Origin of the sequence: Bacillus sp. FSL R10-2780, assembly GCF_038006125.1 — a bacterium.
Classification (GTDB): domain Bacteria; phylum Bacillota; class Bacilli; order Bacillales; family Bacillaceae_G; genus Bacillus_A; species Bacillus_A cereus_U.
This window is the reverse complement of sequence record NZ_JBBOUQ010000001.1, coordinates 2096802-2117109: the sequence shown is the minus strand read 5'-3', so window position 1 is coordinate 2117109 and position 20308 is coordinate 2096802. Positions and strand designations below refer to the sequence as shown.

Here is a 20308-nt window from a genome sequence, read left to right as displayed (position 1 = left end):
GTATTCTGTGTGAGGTTAATTAAAAATATTATACGTTTATTGTAAATGATCCCCTTGAAATCTATTGTAAGGACTTCATTACATTGTGTCCATTTAACTGTCATAAAAACAAAAAGAGCCTTCGTTATATAACGAAGGCCCTTTTTGTTTTTTTTTCCTTTTATTCATACACAGTCCTCATAGTTGTAGATGTATAAAAGGAAAAAAGAAATTTGGGGTGTAATCTATCTATATGATAATTCAAAATGAAATATAAGTCTATATTTTTGTTGATTTTTTGATTATATTTATGTCACTGAGCTCAGAAGAATATATGTGGAGGGAAAATGTATGAAATCGAAACATGTACCAGTTTTAATTGTTGGAGGGGGATTATCAGGATTATCGTCTGCATTATTTCTTGCAAAACATAACATTGATTATGTGCTTATAGAAAGGCATCCGTCTACTGCGATTCATCCGAAAGCAGGTGGAATCACATTTCGCACAATGGAATTATTTCGAGAATTAGGCCTAGAAAAAGGAATTAGATTAGTTGGTAAAGCATTAGAGAATTGTCGCGGGAGAATTGCGGTTCAAACGATAGCAGAGGTAAAGAATGAAGAGTTGGAACAAATAAGGGCGACTCAGTATGAAAATAACGAAAAGTTAGTTCGTAAAGTGGAAGAGATTAGCCCATCCAAACAAACTGCTTGTTATCAAATTACTTTAGAAGAGATGATGTTACAAGAAGCGAAAGCATTAGGCGGAGAACTATCTTTTTATCATGAATTGGTTTCTTATGAGCAAAATGAGCACGGAGTAATAGCAACTATTCGAGATCGAAAAACAGAAAAAGAGAGTGTCATATATTGTGATTATGTAATCGCAGCAGATGGAGCGAAAAGTAAAATACGGGAACAGCTAGGTATTCTAACCGAGGGCCGTGGTACAATCGGTGGTTATTATATGAACATATATTTTGAAGCGGATTTGAGTGGATTTATTAAAGGAGACGCATTCGGTTTTACTATGATAGTACATCCAGAAGTAATTGGTGCGCTTATTCCAGTCGATAACGAAAGTAAATGGATTTATCATGTAGCTTATGATCCAGTAAAAGGGGAGCGACCAGAGGATTTCTCTATAGAACGCTGTAAACAAATTATTCAAACTGCAATTGGAAGTACGGATATTAAGCCAGAAATATTAAGTATTTTGCCGTGGGAAGCGAGTGAAAGTACAGCGGTGAAATTTCAGGAAAATCGCATCTTCTTAGTTGGTGACTCAGCACATATTATGCCGCCAACAGGAGGATTCGGTTCAAATACAGGGATACAAGATACACATAATTTAGCTTGGAAATTAGCGGCTGTTATAAAAGGGAAAGCAAATCCCAAATTGTTAGAAACGTATCATGACGAGAGATATCCTGTTGCAAAATTAACGACGAACCATGCGAGTAGTATATTATTTCGTGCAGCGAATAGAGAGGAAGGTAATTTGAGTAATATGGATAGTTTAGCTGTCACTGCTGGTTATCAGTATTGCTCAGAAGCAATTATAGACGAATGTAACACTCCGCATAGAATGGATATAGTTGATTTGAACGGACGCCCGGGAACGCGTGCGCCACATTTTTTTGGAACTTATGAAGGAAAAGAAGTTTCTATACTTGATCTATTTGGTAGCAATTTTGTATTACTTACTGAGGCAGGGCATAGTGTTTGGACTGAAGCTGCAAATGTTGTTTCATCCCGATTAGGCGTAAAGATAAAAGTGTATCAGGTGGGTTTAACTGGTGATTTCATCGATCAAAGTAATAATTTTAGGAATTTATATGGGATAGAAAATGGAGGAGCGGTAGTAATAAGGCCAGATGGATTTATAGGGTGGCGTACGGAAAACGAGGCCTTAAAGCCGAACGTATTACTTGAAGACGTAATGAAGCATTTATTGTGTAATTAAATAAGAAGCACCGTTTGTATTTCAGCGGTGAGTTTATGTGAAAGTAAACGAATATTAAAAATGTAAATCTTTTATGAAGAAAATCTAAAGAAATGTCGTGGGAGTGACATTTCTTTTTTTATATGTTGTATAATTAAGTTATAAATGAGATTCGTTTTCATTAACGTTCATTTCCTCTTTTGAAGTTACCTGTAATTTTAGCCATAATAAGTTGTTTTTTTTTTTCATTATTTGCCCGAGTTATTTTGTTTAAAAATTTTTCAACGTCATTTCCTTTTAAAATCATAATCTGTTTTCTACAATATTCAATTATAATTATATTATTTTTTGTTACCCGATAATGAAACATCATATCGTCTAAACGATTGCGTTTATCGGTCTTTTTCAAATTAACACCTCCATTCTGGCTAATGTGTAACGAATGTTACATAAGAAATTGAAATTTAAGTTGGATGCATCCGATTGTAAGGTGGAAATTTTACAAAAAAGAAATACAATAGAGAGTAGTCAAAATTTGAGTGTGAGAAAAAGGAATCTAGTGTAATATGATGAATGATAGATAGATTATAAAATGTTTGAAAATTAAAAGATATAGAATAGAATGGAAAAGTATAAAGTGAGATTAGATAAAAGAGGGTTCCTATATGTTTAAGAAATGGTTAATTGTTTTTTTTATTTTTGCTATTTTTTGTGGGAGTGTCGCTGCACTAATATATGCAAATAAAGATAAGAAATATAATTTGAGGGCATTTTCAGATTCTAAGAATAAGGTTGAAAATGATAAACCAAAAGTTGATGTAAATCAACAAAAACGTTATGAGGTTGCAGCAGCGAAACTAGATCAGTATTTAAAAGATAAAGGGTTTAACGGAACGGTTCTCGTGGCGGATAAAGATAATGTGGTTTTACGAAAAGGATACGGGTATGCGAATGTGAAAGATAAAATTTTAACAACGCCAAGAACAAAATATCGCATCGGTTCCATAACAAAAACAGTAGTTGCAATATCTATATTACAGCTAAAAGAAAAAGGGAAATTAAGTATAGAAGATAATGTAAATAAATATATTCCGTCGTTTCCGGCAGATAAAAATATTACGTTAAGAAATTTGTTAACACATACTTCCGGATTGCCAGAGCAGGGACAAGGTAGAGTTGATGCGGCATCACGTTTAAAGTTAGTAACATGGATTGGATCTCAAAAGCTTGAATTTCCTGCAGGAACGGGATGGAGATATACAGATTATAATTATATGGTGCTTGCATATATTGTAGAAAAGATAACAAATGAACCACTTGCTGACTATGTGAAAGAAAACATTTTTACTCCTGTTGGAATGCATGAATCTGGGATGGGTGCCACTTTCCCAGGAGATATGTTTTTAGCAGAAGGATATACGAAAAAAGATAATGAGTTAATAGCTACGCCTCGTTTAAGAATGAGTTGGCTATATGGTTGTGGTGAAATGTATACAACTGTTGAAGATATGAAAAGGTTAGATGAGGCAATTATAGATGGTAAATTGCTTTCTAAACAAAGTTTATCAGATATGTTTACTGTATCGCCCGCTAGAAAGTATGGATTTAGTTTCTACATTAATGCAGATTATAATCATAATCATGGAGTATTAGCTGGATGGAACACATTTAATAATTTTAATGGAGATAAACGAATTTTTGTAATTCTTTTCTCTAACGTACAAAATGGAATGAACGATACATTTAATCAAGAGTTTAGAAAGATGGCGAAAGATTTAATAGAAGGAAAATAATTATTTAAAAATCGGTATTGATATGAAATTATCAATACCGATTTTTTTATTTAGTAATGTTTTATTTAGTGAACAAGCAGGTATGAGAGGGGATTAATATTAGAATAAATTTATGAAGGAAGTTAAATGATATTAATGTTAAATATAGGGAATGCGTTTTGTGAATGTCATCTATTTGTATTGAACTTATGTGATTATCATGTGGAAGAATAATTGGTAATTTTTACATTGATGAAAAAGCTTGAGCTTCACACTATGTTAAGCCTTACATTATTGGAGACATGAACAGGAGGTTGCAAAATGAAAAAAGTAGTAAAGTTTTGTTTAATAGCTACATTATCTACAACGATTATTAGTGGGTGTTCTTTTGAAGGGGGTAATGAAAATGCAAAAGGGAAAGAGAGTGAAAAGGTAGAGGTACAGAAAAACGCTGGAAAATATACGATGCCGGATGAAAAAGATAAACATGAAGGTACATGGCTACAATGGCCACATGAATACACATATGGTCAAGAGTATAAGCAGGAAGTTGAACCTATTTGGATTAAGATGGCAAGTGCTTTAACTGAGGGTGAAAAAGTCCACATTGTTGCATATGATGAGGAGGAGAAAGAGCGAATCAATAAGCTTTTAATAGATAAAGGGCTGAATATGGATAAAGTTGATTTCTTTATCGCTCTTACTGATGATGTGTGGGCAAGGGATAGTGGTCCGATTTTTGTTTATGACAATAATAAAAATCTAAAAATATTAGATCCAGCATTTAATGGTTGGGGGAAGAAAACTCCTTATAAAAATGATGCCCGTGTACGTGAGAATGTTAGTAAACAATTAGGGATTGAAAGAATTGATTGGGGGAAATTCGTCCTTGAAGGTGGCGCAATTGAATTAGACAGCAAGGGGACTGCTTTATTAACTCGAAGTGCAGTAACGAATAAAAATAGAAATCCTGATTTATCAGAAAAGGAAATTGAAAAATATATAAGTGACCTTGGGGTGACAAACTTTATTTGGTTAGATGGAGTGCCTAATTTAGATATTACGGATTTTCATATTGATGGATTTGCTAAATTCCATGATAAATCTACCATTGTAACGATGAAAGAAGATGACTTGGCTGAATGGGGCTTGTCAAACAAAGATATGGATAAATTGTTAGATGCAAAAAATGCGTCAGGACAGAAATATAAGTATGAATACTTACCGCTTAGTAAAGATAAAGTTACTTTAGAAGGTGGAAAAACTCTCGATTATAAAGGATCGTATATCAATTATTATATTGGAAATAAAGTTGTATTGGTGCCTAACTATAATGATCCAAATGATAAAATCGCAAACGATACGATTCAGAAGTTATACCCAGATCGCAAAGTAGTGGGAATTGACGTGAGAGAACTTTATAAAAATGGCGGCATGATTCATTGTGTGACACAGCAACAACCGATTCAATTGAAGTAATCGATTATAGTTTCGTTATGTTGCTTTATAGACAAAATAGGTGAAATGCTATCTTTACTTATTTTGTCTTGTTTTAACATCTGTAATAAGAATAAAATGTATAATTTTAATGTAATGATAATCAAATATAAGTATATTGTCATGATTGTTTTATATGGAAAAGGAGAAAAATATTTGTGTTGAAGAATTTTAAAATAGTATTTTCGTTTTTCACTATCGTTCTACAGTGCATTATAAATGTAGCTTTGATCTGTTTGGGAATTGTTTTAAGTGTGTTTCTTATGAAAGAAGTCATTCAATTTATACAAGAACTGAAATTGAGTGGTGAGGAATCTAGTTATCATTTAATTGATAGCATTGTCGTATTCTTTTTATATTTTGAATTCATCGTAATGATTATAAAGTATTTTCAAATGAACTTTCATTTTCCATTACGTTATTTTATATATATAGGTATTACGGCTATTGTTCGTCTAATTATTATAGACCATGATAGTCCAATGGATTCATTGTTATATGCTTGCGCGATTCTTGTATTAATTAGTGCTTTATTTATTGCAAATTCTAAAATAATGCGTCGTGATTTAGAAGAGTGAACATTAGTTGTTTAAATCAAAAAAAGATGTTTTATCTTTTGGTAAAAAAGGAGTAAAGATATTGAAAGAAATAATTTTAACCAGTTTCATAATAATAGGGTTTATGATTCTACTATTTAATTGTATACTTTCGTAATTTTAAAGGATAAAAAGTTAAAAAGGGAAGAGGCTTTTGTAAATATGGTACATTACAATAATCAAAATAGTTTACATCAAATATTTACATTAAAGGGGACAGTTATAAGAGATATTTTCCCGCAAATTTTATTATATATATGCGTTTCAACGATAGTAACTGTGATTAATTATTATTATGTAGAAATAAAAATTAATCAAACTCCTTGGGTAATTGTTGGAGGGGCTTTAGGTCTACTGTTAGTTTTTCGTACTAACACTGCGTATGATAGATATTGGGAAGGTAGAAAGTTATTTGGCACGATTGGTGCTTGTACTAGAAATTTAGCAGTTAGTTTTTTATGTTATTGGGAGTCCGAAGGGAAAAAGAAGGATCAGGAAAAACTAAAATTTTTACATCTATTAATTGCTTTTCCAAAGATAGCGAAAGGACATTTGAGAGACGAAAAAGATTTATCCGAAATAAAAGCATTGTTTGATATTTGTTCTGAGAAGGAAAAAGAAATGTTGACTGAGTCTATTCATTTACCGATTAGTATAGTTTTTATGTTAAAAACTATACTATCAAAAGGTTTGAAAACGGGTCAAATTCATCCAAATGCAATAATTAATATGGAAGCTGATTTGAATACTCTGCTTACGGCTGTGGGTGGATGTGATCGTATCAAAACAACGCCTATTCCTTTTGCATATTTTGCTCATATTAAAATTTTACTGCTCATATTTTGCGGGACTTTATCGATTGGTCTTGTTGATAGTCTTGGATGGTTTACAGTACTTGCAACTACGTTTATAAGTTTTGCATTTATAGGGATTGAAGCAATAGGGGTTGAAATTGAGGATCCATTTGGTCAGGATCCAAACGATCTTCCGCTTGAAGCAATTTGTATAGGGGTAGAAACGCATTTAGTGAATTTATATAATCAAAACGCTCTATCAGAAGTAATGGATTTGAATCTTGATAAAAAAATCATCTAATCCTTCATTGTGTGCGACGATTTAAATTTAAAAATCTTGTCAAGAGTCAGTTTACGGCCTAACGACGGCTTTATATTTTTTATATAAATATATAATATTTCTCCGTGCTATAATCCATTCATGAAATGTGCACGTTTCAAAAATTGTAATGAAAAGAGAAATGAATTGGGGAATAGTTGGCGTATTGAAAACAGTTATTCAATCATTATTAAAAAGCGAGGTAAATAATATGGAACAAAAACATAATGGAATTATTTTTACTGCAATACCAGACGAATCGAATGAATATTATCGACCATTTTATGAAGACATTATTTATTTTAATGAATACTTAAATGAAAATAAAGCATTTACCGATCAACTTATATCTTTATCTGTTGAAGAGCAAGATTTTCATACAAACTTTTTTGAGTATGATGATATTTGGTTAAGAGATGTTGCACCAGTTATAACGAATCATCTTGTTAAATTTAAATATCACCCAAATTATTTACCAGAGGATCAAGGGCGATATTTAGACCAACAATTTAATAAATGGTTGAAGAAAAATGACTTTGAATATGTGAAATCACCATTAATATTGGATGGTGGTAACCTTATTTGGAATAAAAAAGATACCGTTATTTTAACAGAACGTATATTTGATGATAATGATGATTGGACGGAAGAGGAAATTATTGAGCAGTTAGAGTGGGATTTAGATGTGAGCCGGGTTATTATTATTCCTGCTGAAGAAGGGGATGTACTTGCACACGCAGACGGAATGGTTAAATTTATTGATGAACATACAATGTTTATTAGCGATTTTTTAGGAGATCGTGAATTTAGATATAATGTTCAAGAGATTATTCAAGAACAAATGCCAGAAGCTGAATTTATAGTTGTTCCTTCGTCATATACAGAGAAGGGTCAATATGATCAAGAAATAGCATCGGCAAAAGGATTATATATAAATATGTTAGAAACATGTGACGCCCTTTATGTTCCTAAGTTTGGATTAGCTAAAGATGGGGAAGTTTTACGATATATTCAACAGCATACGGAGAAACAAGTTATTCAAATTCATGTAGGAGAAATATCGACAATGGGAGGCGCAATGAATTGTTTAACGTGGTATTGTCCGAGTCATTTGTTGCCTTCGAAAATGAAAAGATTGAGCAATCAGAATGAAGGTTCTTCAATTAGAAAACTTTTTGATTGGTTTTAATAAATAAGCTTATAAGAAAATGTATTCAAGGGGTATTTATATGTATACAATTACTGAATTTTCGCGAATTTGTAAAATGAGTACACGGATGCTAAGGCATTATGACAAAGAGGAGATATTAAAACCAGCATATGTGAACCCGGTAAATGGATATAGATATTATGAGCAAGGACAGCTAGAAATAGCATTGAAAATTAAAAAGCTGAGGGAGTACAAGTTTCCTTTACCGAAAATTAAAGTAATTCTCCAGTCAGCAGATCAAAATTCATTTATTAAACATATGCAAGCGCAAATTATAGAGTTATCTCATGAGGTGAAACAAAATTTACAGGTTATTTCTGAAATGAATGAAATGGTAAGTATGAATAATGGTTTAAATATTGCTCGTCATAGAAGTTACGATATATTAATTGGAATGAGAAATGAAATAACGGTAATTGCTCAAAGATTACAAATAGATATAGATGATATGGATGATTATTTTTATGACTTATATGAAAAAGTACAAAAAAATAGTTTTCAAATAGCCGGTTCTCCATCCGTAGTTTTTTATGATAAAGAGTATATTCCAAATCGCAGTGATATTGAATTAAGAATTCCGGTTATGTATGAGGACAATAAAGGCGTATTACAAGAGTGCGAAATAAAAAAGCTAAATCAGCATCAACTCGTTACTACTATGCATTATGGCAGCTATGACTATATAGGCTATGCTTATATGGCATTAGAAGAGTGGGTGGAAAGCAATGGCTATATAATAGATAGTCACCCATATGAAGTCTATATAAAGGGACCTGAATGTGATTGTTTAGTAGAGGAGTATGTTACACAAATTTGTTTTTTAGTTACGAAAATAGAATGAGAATAAGGATTGACATTAACATTATGTCAATCCTTATTCTATATATGTAAGCAATTTATCATAATAAAAAGGGGAAAGAATATGAAAAGAAAAATTTTACTTATTTGCCTAATTCTTAGTATGGTATGGATCTCAGCGTGTACTCCTGAAGTAGGAGAAGGTGAGAATGGTAGCTCTGTTCTACCTAATCAGTTGCCGAAGAATGTAGTATTTAAAAATGGTACAATCTATACTTCAAATGGAAAGCAAGACATCGTAGAGGCTGTAGCCGTTAAAGAAGGGAAAATTACATTTGTTGGTTCAAACAAGGATGTAGAGGGATTTATAAATGAAGATACGAAAGTGGTGGATTTACAAGGGCGTTTTATCCTCCCTGGTTTTGTGGACAATCATAATCATATATTTGAAGCGAAATCACCAGCAGCAGGGAATTGTAGTGTCTCACCAGATGCTTCTTTGCAAGAACAACGCTCGTATTTAGAGGCTTGTAAAAAAGATGTAAAGGAAGGGGAATGGATAAGCGGAACAGGATTTAGTTTGGAAGAGCTGTTAAAAGATATGGACGAAAAATCAGAACAACAAACTCCATTACAAGTTCTTGATGAGCTGTTTCCTAATAATCCAGCATTAATTATGGAAAGAACCTCTCATTCTGTATGGGTAAACTCGAAAGCATTGGAGCTTTCTGGGATAAATAAAGATACGAAAGATCCGCAAGGCGGAAGAATTATTCGAAATCCAGAAACAGGAGAACCGTTTGGTATTCTTTATGATACAGCTGGAGACATTGTGATGGAAAAAGCATGGAACTCCCAACCGAATCTGTTTGAAAAAAATTATGAAGGTTTGTTGGACGGATTAGGTGAGGTTGCGAAGAATGGTATTACTACAGTCGGTGATGGACGTCTCTATTGGAAGCGAGGCTGGTTAGATGTTTGGAATAAAGTAAATGATGAAAAAAAGCTAACGTCACGAGTAGTACTTCGTCCGTGGGTGTATCCGAATTTAAATGAAGCAGAACAAATGGAGTATTTCAAAAAAATTAAGCGTGATGATGTATCATCTCGAATGCTTATTAATCAAGTGAAAATGTATAGTGATGGAATTGGTATTAACAGCACAGCTAAAATACTAGAAAAATATAAATTTGAGTGGTTTCAAGGGACTCCATATGGTTTGAACTATATTCCAGAAGAAAAGATGAAGTGGTGGTTGACTGAACTTAATAAAATTGGTTACGGTGCATTAATCCACGCGATTGGAGACGGCGGGGTAAGAGAAAGTTTAAACGCAATTGAAGCAGCGAAAAAAGAAGGGGCAAATCAGCCTTATACGCTCACGCACGTGGAAATGGTAGAAGATAGTGATATAAATCGTTTTGCTAAATTAGGTATTAGCGCTGATTTTCAAGTAGGTCATGATTTTGCGGAAGATCCAAAACAAAGCTGGGCAAGTACGTATTTTTCAGATCAACAGATGAAACGAATTATGCCGTTAGGACGAATTTGGAAAACAGGAGCAAATGTATCACTTAGTAGTGATTGGGATGTAAATGAACTGAATCCACTTGTTACGATTTCGAATGCATTAAGCATTGATGAAAAGGGTTTGTCTGATGTATACGCAGCTATTGATGCTTATACAATTAAGCCAGCCAAAGCATTAGGTCTTGATAACATTACTGGCTCGATTGAAGTAGGGAAATCAGCCGATATGGTATTACTAAATGAAGATATTACTAAAATGAGTGCCGATAAGATTCCGAATGCGAAAGTTTTAGTGACGGTTTTACAAGGAGAAATAGTGTATCACAAGGAGAAATAAAGAATCGCTTTATAAAATTGCTACAAGTAAATGAATATATTCCTGTTGACCTTAACACGATGTCAAAGTTTAGACTGAACTTACATTCGAAGAAGGGGTGAACATGTATGAGAAATATGGAAAATAGTTTGTTTTATATGCCTGCAGAATGGGAAAAACATGAGGGGACATGGCTTCAATGGCCTCATGACAGAACCCATAGAGGTGAAGGTTACAGAGCTAAGTTAGATGATATTTGGGTAACGATGGCAAAGGAGCTTCATTATGGAGAAAATGTGCATATTGTTGTATACGATGAAGAAGAAAAAGCACATGTCCAATCGAAGTTAATTGAAGCGAAAGTGAATATGGTTAAAATTGATTTCTTAATTCAAGAAACTGATGATATTTGGATCAGAGATAATGGACCGATAGTTGTAAAAGATAAGGAAGGAAATCTCTGCTTAACACACTGGATCTTTAATGGTTGGGGGAATAAATACCCGCATGAAAAAGACGCTGTTATTCCAGAGAAAATAAGTGAAATGTATAGCATTTCAAAAGTTGAATCAAGTGTCTGTCTAGAAGGTGGAGGAATAGAGATAAACGGAAATGGAACCTTAATGGCGGCAAAAACTTCTATTATAAATGAAAATCGAAATCCCACACTAAGTCAGGAAGAGATTGAAATGGAGTTAACGAAGTACTTGGGAGTAACGAATTTCATATGGATAACTGGTATTCGCGGTGAGGATAATTATGATGAAGATACGGATTACCATATTGATGGGGCAGCGCGTTTTGTAAATGAAAATACGATTCTTTATGAATATGATCCTTTTGGGGAAGGAGAGTCGTACCTTTTGGAGGCGCACGAAAAGCATTATCAAGAATTGCGACAAGCGAGAAATATAGATGGAAATCCATTTCAACTCATCCCAGTACCTGTAACAAGAAAAGTGGTAAAAGAGGCAGACTGTCAAGGTTCGTATTTGAATTTTTATATTGGCAATGAAGTTGTATTGGTTCCTATATACGGTGATGAACATGATAAGTTAGGGCTTCAAATTATTGAAGGGCAATTTCCAGGTAGAAGAGTTGTTGGTGTTTATGTAAATGAATTGTATGCGTATGGTGGTATGATTCATTGTGTGACGCAGCAGCATTTAGAATAAAGTGATTTAAATGAAAGAAGCATGCAGAGCATAACTCTGCATGCTTTTTTCTTATAATGCTGAAAACTCTTCAACAAGTTGGGTGAATCGATTCAATGCACTTTCAATTGGCTCTGGTGTAGTTAAATCAACGCCAGCTTTTTTCAGTAGGTTTAATGGATAGTCAGAACTTCCACCTTTAAGGAATTCAATATAATTTTTCTGGGCATTTGGGTCGCCGCTTAATAATTTATCGGCGATTTGGATTGCAGAGGCGAAGCCCGTTGCGTATTTGTACACGTAAAATGGACGGTAGAAATGAGGAATTCTAGACCAGCCATATTTTACTTCTTCGTCAAATACGATGGAGTCTCCATTATATTCTCTAAATAACTTTTCATAAATTTCACTAAAGACTTGGGCATTTAATGGTTTACCTTGCTCAGCCATTGAATGTGTGATTTTTTCAAACTCAGCGAACATGATTTGTGTAAAGAAGGTACCTTTAAAGCTATCGATAAAGTAGTTAATTAAATGATTACGTACGTTCGTTTCTTTCGCTTCTTTTAATAAATAGTGAATTAATAATACTTCATTTACTGTAGAAGCGACTTCTGCGACAAAAATGGAATAATGTGCAGAAATTCTTGGCTGGTATCCGTGTGAGTAATGCGTATGCATTCCGTGACCACATTCATGAGTAAGGGTGAAAAGGCTATTTAAATCATCGTGATGATTTAAAAGAATGAAAGGATGAACACCGTATACACCAAAATTATAAGCGCCAGAACGTTTTCCTGGTGTTTCTCTCACGTCTATATATCGTTTATCTTTAAAGCTTTTTAATGTTTCGATATATTCTTCACCTAAAGGAGCTAGTGACGCGATCATTATATCAAACGCTTCGTCGTATGGAATGTCTTGTTTTACACCTTTTACTAAATCAACACTCAAGTCGTATTGTCTTAGTTCATCTACATTTAATTTTTCTTTTCTAAGTTCATTATACGTATGTAATGATTGAATGTTTTTTTTCGTCGTATCGATTAAATTTTCATATACTTCTTTCGGAACCATGTCGCCAAATAATGATTTTTCTAAAGCTGATGGATATTTTCGTAGCTTTGAAACAGTAACATTATTTTTAATAGCTGCGGACAAAGTAGAAGCGATAGAGTTTTTTAACTGAACATATGGCTTGTAATAAGCTTTATAAGCTTCTTTACGTTTCTCACGATTCTCATCTTCTATTAACTTTGAATACATTCCACGTGTTAAGTTTACTTTTTCTCCATCATCAGTAGTCACTTCACCAAAAATTATATCTGCATTATTTAACATGCCAAATGTATGCTGCGGGGAGGAGAGTGCTTCACCCATTTGTGATAAAATCTCTTCTTGGTCTTTATTCAAAACGTGTTTTTTATAACGGTATAGCTCAAATAAGTCTTCTTTATAATAGTGTAAGCCTTCTGTTTCTTCTATGTAAGAATGTAATGTGTTTTCATCTACACTAAGCAAGAATGGGGAAAAGAAAGATTTAGCCGCACTTACTTTCACGTGTAATTGTGATACTTTATCGACAAGGGATTGAGCATCAGTATCGCGTGTATCAAGATCAGATTGTAGTCTTGCATAAGCGAACATTAAAGATATTATGCTAGATATTTCTTCACTCTTTGTTAAATAAGCTAATAAACTATTGCCATCGTGAATATTTCCGTTAAACTTGTGTAGTTCATTCGTTAATACTTCAATTTTATGAAAGTCGCTTTCCCAATCTTCAATTGTATGGTAAATGTCCGTTAAATTCCATTTTTCTTTATCAGCTACTTGTAGTCGATCTTTAAGTTCTGTCATAATCATTTCCTTTCTAAATATGTAGTTATGTTCCTATATAACTATGAAATACAACAAATTGCAAAAAATCCCTGCTGGAAAATAAAAAGCCTTGCCGGAAATGGCGAGGCTTTAAAAGTTTAATGTAATGCCAAACGTTGAATGTAAAAGATTTTTATATTGCTCTTCTGTAACTGTTTCTTTCGTTTTTTTACCGTTTTTCGCTATTGTAAGGCTATCTTTCGTTAAAGAGGCATGCCCATTTTCAGTCAGTTTTACAATAAGAGGTACTTTATTAAAAGGGGAACCCTCATGTTCAACGATAATTTTTTGTGCTGCATTTGCTTTTTCCACATTTACTTCTTCCAAGTGAAATGCATAACCTACTGTCCAATCATTAGTAGAAGATTGATCTAGAAACTCATTATTTTTACGCATTTCTAAAATATAATTACCTTTTTCAGTCGTTTCTTTACGAATACGATAGTCGCCTGTTACAGAATGAACGATCTCACCTGAGAAAGGAACAGGGGAAAGGGGTAAATATGATCCGAAACCTACTTCAATTAAGTAAAGTTCATTATGATGTTGTAAAACAGTTGCGATATGTCCTGAATCAACAGCCCATATAGAATTTGCAGCGTTATAAACTGTTCCAGAAACGAGATGGACATCGAATTTAGAGTCTTTAAGGAAGTAATACATAGTCGGATTCAATTCATAACAAAGGCCGCCACGGTTGTTTATTAAAATTTTTTCTTTTAGATTTTCTTTTGATATTTCTGTAAAGTTGTTTTCGAGAATATTTAAGTTTTCAAAAGGGACAGATTGTGACATTGCATACATAATGTTAGGTAAATCTTTAAAAGAAACTATTTCTTTATTCTTTATATTTAATCGTGCGAAAAATTGTCTTTGAAAGTCTGTCATTGAAATCCCTCCGTTATGCTTTTATAGGTAAATTGTAAACAAAATTGAGTAAGATGTGAATTTTAAACTATGTTGAGATACTTGTGGAATATGTGAAGTTACATGAAAAATAATGTGAGAGATTAAAAGATTACTACTTTACTAACTGTAGAACGAATATTATAATAATTTTAATAAATTATGCAAACGTTTTCTTGAAGGGGATGGTGTAAATATGTTGAAAAGGATTATGGTAGTCTGTTTATTGTTTATTTTACTTTTTCCTAATATATATGAGGGGAATAAGGCGGAAGCAGCAACGATAAACAATGGAACATTAATGCAGTATTTTGAGTGGTACGCTCCGAATGATGGGAATCATTGGAATCGTTTGCGTTCTGATGCTGAAAATTTAGCCCATAAAGGAATTACATCTGTATGGATACCACCTGCATATAAAGGGACTTCACAAAATGATGTAGGATATGGAGCGTATGATTTATATGATTTGGGAGAATTCAATCAAAAAGGAACGGTGCGGACGAAATATGGGACAAAAGCACAGTTGAAATCTGCAATTGAAGCTTTACATAAGCAAAGCATAGATGTGTATGGTGATGTAGTTATGAACCATAAAGGTGGGGCTGATTATACTGAAACCGTAACAGCTGTAGAGGTAGACCGAAACAATCGAAATATTGAAGTGTCAGGTGATTATGAAATTAATGCATGGACGGGGTTTAACTTTCCAGGACGCGGAGATTCTTATTCTAATTTCAAATGGAAATGGTATCATTTTGACGGAACGGATTGGGATGAAGGAAGGAAATTAAATCGAATTTATAAATTTAGGGGTATAGGTAAAGTGTGGGACTGGGAAGTGTCTAGCGAGAATGGGAATTATGATTATTTGATGTATGCAGATCTTGATTTTGATCATCCTGATGTTGTGAAGGAGATGAAAAATTGGGGAACGTGGTATGCGAATGAATTAAATTTAGATGGCTTTCGTTTAGATGCTGTTAAACATATTGATCATGAATATTTACGCGATTGGGTAAATCATGTCAGACAGCAAACAGGGAAAGAAATGTTTACAGTAGCTGAATATTGGCAAAATGACATCCAGACTTTAAACAATTATTTGGCGAAAGTCAATTATAATCAATCTGTATTTGATGCACCGCTTCATTACAATTTTCATTATGCTTCAACAGGAAATGGGAATTATGATATGAGAAATATTTTAAATGGCACAGTAATGAAAAATCACCTTGCACTCGCAGTTACTCTCGTTGAGAATCATGATTCACAGCCTGGGCAGTCATTGGAATCTGTAGTAAGTCCGTGGTTTAAACCGTTGGCATATGCATTTATTTTAACACGTGCAGAGGGCTATCCTTCAGTTTTTTATGGTGATTACTATGGGACAAGCGGAAAGAGTAGTTATGAAATTCCAGCGTTAAAAGATAAAATTGATCCGATTTTGACGGCACGAAAAAACTTTGCATATGGTACGCAGCGTGATTATTTAGACCATCCAGATGTGATTGGCTGGACAAGAGAAGGTGATGGTGTACATGCTAATTCTGGTTTAGCGACATTACTCTCAGACGGACCAGGAGGATCAAAGTGGATGGATGTTGGAAAGAATAACGCTGGGGAAGTATGGTACGATATTACGGGTAATCAAACAAATACTGTAACAATTAATAAAGATGGATGGGGGCAGTTCCATGTAAATGGAGGCTCTGTTTCAATATATATTCAGCAGTAAATTTGTGATGAAAAAGAAGGGGCAGACTGAAATATAAGTTTTCCTCTTCTTTTTTACATTCTGCATAGTTATTAAAGTATGACACCTTTACTTCTTGTAAAACATATAGTATGATGATTTCAATAAATTAGATTTCAATGACTAAAATATAAATTAATGAGAGGTGCTTTTTGTGAGTGCGGTAGGTACTAAATAGGAAAAATTTAATGAAATAAATCGGATAAGACCAGGGGATTTTTATGTACATCATACCCCTAATTTTGTCATGGATTTATTTCGAAACCTATGAAGATACCTACAATACTTTATAAAGCTTGTAATAATAGGGATTGCCATATACTTTTTAGATGGCTTATTTCCTTATACGTTATTACACTTGCCTTGTAAATGTAAAAGCTGCGGTATCCCCGCAGCTTTTTTGTATATATTTTTAATGTATAAAAATGGTAATTAAATAATATAGAATTCATTGGAATCTAATGAGTAGGTATCTTCATTGATGATAGAAATCAATCATAGTGAGGAGAAACAAAATGAATACGATGACTTTTGAAAAGTTACAATATAACGAATTAATGGAAATAGTGAAATCTTATTGTGTAAGTGGTTTAGGTAAGGAATTATTAAATAAATTAGAGCCGAGTACGAGTATAAAAGTAGTGAGAAATCGCTTAAATGAAACGACAGAAGCACGAGCTATAGTAGATGCAGAAGGGCATGTGCCTTTTTTTGGAATATCCAATATCGCTAGTACAATTCAAAAATTAGAAAAAGGGATGATTTTAGATCCAGCAGAGTTAGTGAGCGTTTCAGACTTTTTACGTGGGTGTCGAAAGATTAAAAAGTTTATGCTAGATAAAGAATTTTTTGCGCCAGTATTAGCTTCTTATGCAAATTCAATGACTGAATTTAAAAGTATTGAAGAGGAAATTAACTTTTCAATTAAAGGAAATAGCATTGATGCAGCGGCTAGTAAAGAGTTAAAACGAATTCGAAATAACATTGATTCTGTAGATGGAAAAATAAAAGAACGTTTAACGAAGTTTTTAAATAGTAGTGCAAATAAGAAGTATATTCAGGAATTCTTTATTAGTAAAAAAGATGATCGCTATACGATTCCAATCAAATCTACCTATAAAAATCAAGTTGCAGGAAGTATTGTGGAAGCATCTGCAAAAGGTTCTACTGTATTTATAGAACCACATACGGTTACAAAATTAAATGCGGAACTAGCAAGTTGGAAAGCAGAAGAAGCGATGGAAGAGTATCAAATTTTAGCGACTTTATCAGGAATGATATTAGAAAATATTTATCATATAAAAATTAATATGGAACTGATTAGTCAATATGACATGGTATTTGCGAAAGCGAAGTTTAGTAAAAGTATCGATGGAATAGAACCGAAGTTAAACGATCATGGTCACATTCATTTAGTGAATTGTAAGCATCCGCTTTTAACAGGGCAAGTTGTACCGTTAAATTTTGAAATCGGTCAAGAGTACCGTAGTTTAATTATTACAGGACCGAATGCGGGCGGGAAAACGATTGTGTTAAAAACAATTGGACTTTTAACATTAGCGACAATGTCTGGCTTGCACATTGCTGGAGATAAAGAAACAGAAATTGCTATTTTCGAAAATGTATTTGTAGACATTGGTGATAATCAAAGTATCGAAAATGCACTGAGTACATTTTCATCTCATATGAAAAATCTGTCTGAAATTATGAGGATGTCAAATAATAATACGTTACTACTATTTGACGAAATAGGAAGCGGTACAGAACCGAATGAAGGTGCGGCGCTTGCGATATCTATTTTAGAAGAATTTTATCTAACGGGATGTATTACAATTGCGAGTACGCATTACGGTGAAATTAAACGATTTTCAGAAATGCATGGTGATTTTATGAACGCAGCAATGCAATTTAATAGTGAGACATTGGAGCCTCTTTATAAATTAGTGATCGGTAAATCTGGTGAAAGTAATGCACTTTGGATTGCAAATAAAATGAATGTAAAAGAACATGTACTGCAAAGAGCGAAAGAGTATATGGGAAATAAAGAATACGCTATAGAAAAAGTGAATGAAAGCAAAATTAGAAAACCGAAATTCGTGCAAGAAAAAAGAGAAAATGACTATGAATATAAAATCGGTGACCGTGTGAATTTATTGGATTATGATGATTTTGGTATCATCTATAAGGAAAAAGATAATTTCTATAATGTCGTTGTATATTATAACGGTGAATTCGTTGAAGTGAATGTAAAACGTATTACTTTAGAGGTAGCGGCGAAAGAATTATACCCAGAAGGATATGATTTAAATACACTATTTGTCGATTATAAAGAAAGAAAAATGCAACACGATATTGAGCGCGGATCGAAAAAAGCGCTTCGTAAAATTGAAAAAGAAATTAGAAAGAATAGAGGGTAATATAAAGTGATAAAGATTAGACAAGAACAACAAAATGATTATAGTAAGACTGAAGAAGTTGTAAAAGAAGCGTTTTTAAATGAAGAATTTAGTGATAAAAAAGAACATGAACTTGTGAGTCGCATTAGAAAATGTGATGCATTTATTCCGGAACTATCAGTAGTTGCAGTAGATGAAGAAATAGTTGGTCATATTATGTTATCAAAAATTAAGATAGAACAAGACGGAACTTCTGTAGAATCATTAGCACTGGCACCAGTATCAGTTGCTCCAGGCCATCAGAAAAAAGGAATTGGTGGCAAACTTATCGTAGCGGCGCTAGAAAAAGCGAAAGAACTTGGATATGGATCAGTTGTAGTATTAGGGCATCCAGAGTACTATCCGAAATTTGGTTTTAAGAAAGCAAGTGATTGGAATATAAAAGCACCATTTGAAGTACCAGATGAAGTGTTTATGGTGATGGAACTTAGAGAGAATGCTCTTCAAGGTGTTGAAGGGGTTGTTCAGTATTCGAGTGCTTTTTCTGAATAAAAGTACCGATTAAGAAATGTAATCATAAAAAATGCTATCTTTTTGTAGGGATGTACAGAAAGATAGCGTTTTTTAGTAAGCAGATCTACTTACGTATATTTTGCGCGATGGATAATTGAGATGATAAGATTGATATAGAAATGTAAAGGGAGAGAATATGATGAAGACGCGGGAAACAGATAGTAATAGGAAATTAGTTACGTTATATGTTACAAGACACGGTAAAACAATATTAAATGCGAATCATCGCGTGCAAGGTTGGGCGGATTCTCCGTTAGTAGAAAAAGGTGTTGAAGTTGCCGCGAATCTAGGAATGGGATTAAAAGATACTCATTTTACTAGTGTATATAGTAGTGATAGTGGTCGAGCGATTGAAACTGCTAATTTAGTATTAAAATATAATGAGCAATCAAAGTTAAAACTTGAGACAAGAAAAGATTTACGTGAATTGAACTTTGGCACTTTTGAAGGCGAAAAAGTTGAAATTATGTGGGATGCTATCGGAAAAGCTGCAGGTGTTACATCACCAGACGAACTCATGAAGTATTCTATTGAAGAAGTTATTAATCTGATTAGAGCAGCAGACCCTACAAAACAGGCAGAAGATTGGGCAGTATTTTCTACTCGTATAAAAAAAGAAATTAATAGGATTAGTGAAGAAGCTGCTGAAAATGGTGGAGGCAACGTTTTAGTTGTAGCTCATGGACTTCTGATTACTGCATTAATAGAAATGCTGGATCGTAGTAAAACAAAACTTGGAGTGGAAAATGCAAGTGTAACGAAAGTTTTATATGAAGATGGGAAGTATACAGTCGAATCGGTTGGGGATATGAGTTATGTTGAAAAAGGAAAAGAAAGTGTGGAAATATAATAATATCTCAAATAGAAATAAGAACAGGAAGCTA

General features: G+C 33.4%; 16 protein-coding genes. 13 read left to right on the top strand and 3 right to left on the bottom strand.

What is annotated here, in order from left to right:
* The first annotated feature begins 330 nt into the window (after positions 1–330).
* Complete coding sequence (locus tag NSQ47_RS11025; protein WP_341036899.1) at positions 331–1947, top strand: FAD-dependent oxidoreductase; 1617 nt, start codon at positions 331–333, stop codon at positions 1945–1947.
* A 160-nt stretch (positions 1948–2107) separates the two neighbouring features.
* On the opposite strand, the gene NSQ47_RS11020 is transcribed toward NSQ47_RS11025, so the two are convergent.
* A complete protein-coding gene (locus NSQ47_RS11020; protein ID WP_341036898.1) occupies positions 2108–2335 on the bottom strand; it encodes a hypothetical protein in 228 nt (75 codons plus the stop codon).
* A gap of 256 nt (positions 2336–2591) precedes the next feature.
* Between NSQ47_RS11020 and NSQ47_RS11015 the strand changes: the two genes are divergently transcribed.
* The 8 genes from NSQ47_RS11015 to NSQ47_RS10980 all read left to right on the top strand — a co-directional run bounded on the left by NSQ47_RS11015 (position 2592) and on the right by NSQ47_RS10980 (position 11933).
* Positions 2592–3719: a serine hydrolase domain-containing protein gene (locus NSQ47_RS11015; RefSeq protein ID WP_002160987.1), complete on the top strand. Its 1128-nt coding sequence runs from the start codon at positions 2592–2594 to the stop codon at positions 3717–3719.
* Positions 3720–4019: 300 nt separating this feature from the next.
* Entirely contained in the window at positions 4020–5177 is a 1158-nt protein-coding gene (locus NSQ47_RS11010) for an agmatine deiminase family protein (RefSeq protein ID WP_341036896.1), read from the top strand.
* Positions 5178–5353: 176 nt separating this feature from the next.
* On the top strand, positions 5354–5773 hold the full coding sequence (gene psiE / locus NSQ47_RS11005) for a phosphate-starvation-inducible protein PsiE (protein ID WP_341036894.1): 420 nt from the start codon (positions 5354–5356) through the stop codon (positions 5771–5773).
* Between the two features lie 180 nt (positions 5774–5953).
* On the top strand, positions 5954–6886 hold the full coding sequence (locus NSQ47_RS11000; RefSeq protein WP_002160989.1) for a bestrophin family protein: 933 nt from the start codon (positions 5954–5956) through the stop codon (positions 6884–6886).
* A gap of 229 nt (positions 6887–7115) precedes the next feature.
* The gene (locus tag NSQ47_RS10995; protein ID WP_215570645.1) at positions 7116–8093 is read left to right on the top strand and encodes an agmatine deiminase family protein; all 978 of its coding nucleotides are present in this window, start codon (positions 7116–7118) and stop codon (positions 8091–8093) included.
* 40 nt (positions 8094–8133) lie between these two features.
* Positions 8134–8955, top strand: a complete 822-nt coding sequence (locus tag NSQ47_RS10990; RefSeq protein WP_078181270.1) for a MerR family transcriptional regulator — start codon at positions 8134–8136, stop codon at positions 8953–8955.
* Between the two features lie 81 nt (positions 8956–9036).
* Entirely contained in the window at positions 9037–10779 is a 1743-nt protein-coding gene (locus tag NSQ47_RS10985; RefSeq protein WP_341036893.1) for an amidohydrolase, read from the top strand.
* Positions 10780–10886: 107 nt separating this feature from the next.
* The gene (locus NSQ47_RS10980) at positions 10887–11933 is read left to right on the top strand and encodes an agmatine deiminase family protein (protein WP_341036892.1); all 1047 of its coding nucleotides are present in this window, start codon (positions 10887–10889) and stop codon (positions 11931–11933) included.
* A 51-nt stretch (positions 11934–11984) separates the two neighbouring features.
* On the opposite strand, the gene pepF is transcribed toward NSQ47_RS10980, so the two are convergent.
* Positions 11985–13772, bottom strand: coding sequence for an oligoendopeptidase F (gene pepF / locus NSQ47_RS10975; RefSeq protein ID WP_341036889.1), 1788 nt, complete (start codon positions 13770–13772; stop codon positions 11985–11987).
* Between the two features lie 111 nt (positions 13773–13883).
* The gene (locus tag NSQ47_RS10970; protein WP_341036888.1) at positions 13884–14681 is read right to left on the bottom strand and encodes an arylamine N-acetyltransferase family protein; all 798 of its coding nucleotides are present in this window, start codon (positions 14679–14681) and stop codon (positions 13884–13886) included.
* Positions 14682–14895: 214 nt separating this feature from the next.
* Here NSQ47_RS10970 and amyS point away from each other — a divergent pair, with 214 nt between their 5' ends.
* From amyS to NSQ47_RS10950, 4 genes are all read left to right on the top strand, one after another.
* Positions 14896–16437, top strand: a complete 1542-nt coding sequence (gene amyS / locus NSQ47_RS10965; protein WP_341036887.1) for an alpha-amylase — start codon at positions 14896–14898, stop codon at positions 16435–16437.
* A gap of 533 nt (positions 16438–16970) precedes the next feature.
* Entirely contained in the window at positions 16971–18872 is a 1902-nt protein-coding gene (locus NSQ47_RS10960; protein ID WP_078181264.1) for an endonuclease MutS2, read from the top strand.
* 6 nt (positions 18873–18878) lie between these two features.
* Entirely contained in the window at positions 18879–19403 is a 525-nt protein-coding gene (locus NSQ47_RS10955) for a GNAT family N-acetyltransferase (RefSeq protein ID WP_341036883.1), read from the top strand.
* A 160-nt stretch (positions 19404–19563) separates the two neighbouring features.
* A complete protein-coding gene (locus NSQ47_RS10950) occupies positions 19564–20274 on the top strand; it encodes a histidine phosphatase family protein (RefSeq protein WP_033710885.1) in 711 nt (236 codons plus the stop codon).
* The last annotated feature ends 34 nt before the right edge of the window (positions 20275–20308 follow it).

Coding starts and splice junctions, on each gene's coding strand:
- NSQ47_RS10990 (WP_078181270.1), top strand. CDS start 8,134: ATGTATACAATTACTGAATTTTCGCGAATTTGTAAAATGAGTACACGG.
- NSQ47_RS10950 (WP_033710885.1), top strand. CDS start 19,564: ATGAAGACGCGGGAAACAGATAGTAATAGGAAATTAGTTACGTTATAT.
- NSQ47_RS10960 (WP_078181264.1), top strand. CDS start 16,971: ATGAATACGATGACTTTTGAAAAGTTACAATATAACGAATTAATGGAA.
- NSQ47_RS10970 (WP_341036888.1), bottom strand. CDS start 14,681: ATGACAGACTTTCAAAGACAATTTTTCGCACGATTAAATATAAAGAAT.
- NSQ47_RS11010 (WP_341036896.1), top strand. CDS start 4,020: ATGAAAAAAGTAGTAAAGTTTTGTTTAATAGCTACATTATCTACAACG.
- pepF (WP_341036889.1), bottom strand. CDS start 13,772: ATGACAGAACTTAAAGATCGACTACAAGTAGCTGATAAAGAAAAATGG.
- NSQ47_RS11000 (WP_002160989.1), top strand. CDS start 5,954: ATGGTACATTACAATAATCAAAATAGTTTACATCAAATATTTACATTA.
- NSQ47_RS11015 (WP_002160987.1), top strand. CDS start 2,592: ATGTTTAAGAAATGGTTAATTGTTTTTTTTATTTTTGCTATTTTTTGT.
- NSQ47_RS10995 (WP_215570645.1), top strand. CDS start 7,116: ATGGAACAAAAACATAATGGAATTATTTTTACTGCAATACCAGACGAA.
- NSQ47_RS10985 (WP_341036893.1), top strand. CDS start 9,037: ATGAAAAGAAAAATTTTACTTATTTGCCTAATTCTTAGTATGGTATGG.
- amyS (WP_341036887.1), top strand. CDS start 14,896: ATGTTGAAAAGGATTATGGTAGTCTGTTTATTGTTTATTTTACTTTTT.
- NSQ47_RS11025 (WP_341036899.1), top strand. CDS start 331: ATGAAATCGAAACATGTACCAGTTTTAATTGTTGGAGGGGGATTATCA.
- NSQ47_RS10980 (WP_341036892.1), top strand. CDS start 10,887: ATGAGAAATATGGAAAATAGTTTGTTTTATATGCCTGCAGAATGGGAA.